Genomic DNA, 1,854 nt, shown 5'->3' with positions numbered 1-1,854 from the left:
CGGCGGTGGCGGCGGCGGCAACGTCGGCTGACCGCGCGCCCTGAACCCGTGGCGGGCCGGCGACCCGGTTGCCGGCCCGCCGCGGTCGTTCAATATTCGACGCGGCAGCACCGAACCGCGCGGTCTGCGGAGCCGCCGGGACCACGCGGAACTTCTCCAACGCCTGGGGGCGAATTGGACACCACGCCAGCGCCGGGTGATCCCGCCGCCGAATCGGACGTCGCGGATCACGCGGTACCCGCGCTCATGCCCGGCACCGAGTTGATCGGCGAGTACCAGGGATCCGGGCACCGCGAACCGCCGTACCTCGTCCGCCGCCCCGACGGCCAGGTCCTGCAGGTGTCCAGGCTGCTGTACCTGCTCGCGGCACAGCTCGACGGGCGCCGTCGCTTCTCGCAGGTCGCGACCGCTCTCGGCGACTCGGTGGGCCGCGAGATCACCGCCGAGCAGATCTCCTTCCTCATCGACAACAGGCTGCGCAAGGCCGGGATGGTCGCGGCGGGCGCGGACCGTCCCGAGCAGCCGCTGCCGAAGGGGCGGGACCGGCTGCTGGCACTCCGGTTCCGGGTCGCGCTGCTGCCCGAGCGCGTCGTGTCGGCCATCGCCGGCGTGTTCATGCCGCTGTTCTGGCCACCCGTCGTGGTGCTCGTCGTGGCGGGGTTCGCGGTCGCCGACATCTGGCTGGCCACCAACGGTGCGGCGGGACGGCTCGTCGCAGGCGCGCAGTCGCTGATCGAGCGACCGGAGCAGATCCTGCTGGTGCTGGGGCTGCTGACCGGGGCCGGGTTGTTCCACGAGTTCGGCCACGTCGCGGCCTGCCGCTACGGCGGCGCCCGGCCCGGCACCATGGGTGTGGGCATCTACCTGGTCTGGCCAGCGATGTACAGCACCGTCACCGACTCCTACCGGCTCAGCCGCGGTGGCAGGCTGCGCACCGACCTCGGCGGGATCTACTTCAACGCGCTCGCCATCCTGATCATGATCGTCTGTTACGCCCGCACGGACTCGGCGTGGCTGCTGGCCGCGCTGGTGGCCTGGCAGGCGACGACGGTCTGGCAGTTCCTGCCGTCGATCCGGCTCGACGGCTACTACATCCTGAGCGATCTCGTCGGCGTGCCCGACCTGTTCGACCGGATGGGGCCGACGCTGCGCAGCATGGTGCCCGGGCGGGAGCCGCATCCGCGGGTACGCGAGCTCAAGCCGTGGACCCGGCGGGTGATCGCGGTGTGGGTCGTGCTGGTGATCCCGTGCCTGGCTTACTGGATCATCGGATTCCTGGCGCTCGCGCCCTACGTGCTGCCCGGGCTGTGGCAAGCATTGCTCGACCAGGCCCGCGGCGTCGGCGAGTTCGCGCGAGCCGGGGGCGTCGCCGGAACCGCGGTCGGCCTCGTCCGGATCTTCATGCTGCTGCTGCCGTGGGCAGGAATGACGTTGGTCCTGGTGAACTTGACCCGGTCATTCCTGCGTTTCCTGCGCAACCGCCGCGCGGCCAGGTAGGCGATGCACCGTGCGGGCACCGGTCATCCCGCCACGACTCCTCCGGTCAGCGACGGCTGAGGTTCCGCCACCGGACCGGCCCATCTCATCCGGGCCGGATAGCAGAAGCCGCCGCACCGGAAGGTTCCGGTGCGGCGGCGATCATCGGTTCTGCGCCGTCAGCCGGCGGAACCGGCCAGGTCGGCCGGTGCCACGTCCGGCGCCGGCGACGGCTTGGTCTCGCCGCGGAAGGTGAACTGCGCCTGGTCGTCGGAGCCTTCGCCGTCCCAGCCCTCGACGTCCACGATCACGATCTGCCCGGCCTCGACCTCGCCGAACAGGATCTTCTCGGACAGCCGGTCCTCCACCTCGCGCTGG

General features: G+C 71.4%; 1 protein-coding gene and 1 pseudogene. One reads left to right on the top strand and one right to left on the bottom strand.

The features are described 5' to 3' along the window. Positions 1 to 174 precede the first annotated feature (174 nt). A complete protein-coding gene (locus IJH84_RS06920) occupies positions 175 to 1,497 on the top strand; it encodes a hypothetical protein (RefSeq protein ID WP_295141662.1) in 1,323 nt (440 codons plus the stop codon). Between the two features lie 158 nt (positions 1,498 to 1,655). Here IJH84_RS06920 and IJH84_RS06915 read toward each other — a convergent pair. Further along, positions 1,656 to 1,854, bottom strand: a pseudogene (locus IJH84_RS06915) (ATP-dependent Clp protease ATP-binding subunit); the annotation flags it as partial.

Source organism: Saccharopolyspora sp., from assembly GCF_017434145.1.
Lineage (GTDB): Bacteria > Actinomycetota > Actinomycetes > Mycobacteriales > Pseudonocardiaceae > Saccharopolyspora_C > Saccharopolyspora_C galaxeae.
This window is presented reverse-complemented; position numbering and strand designations above follow the sequence as displayed.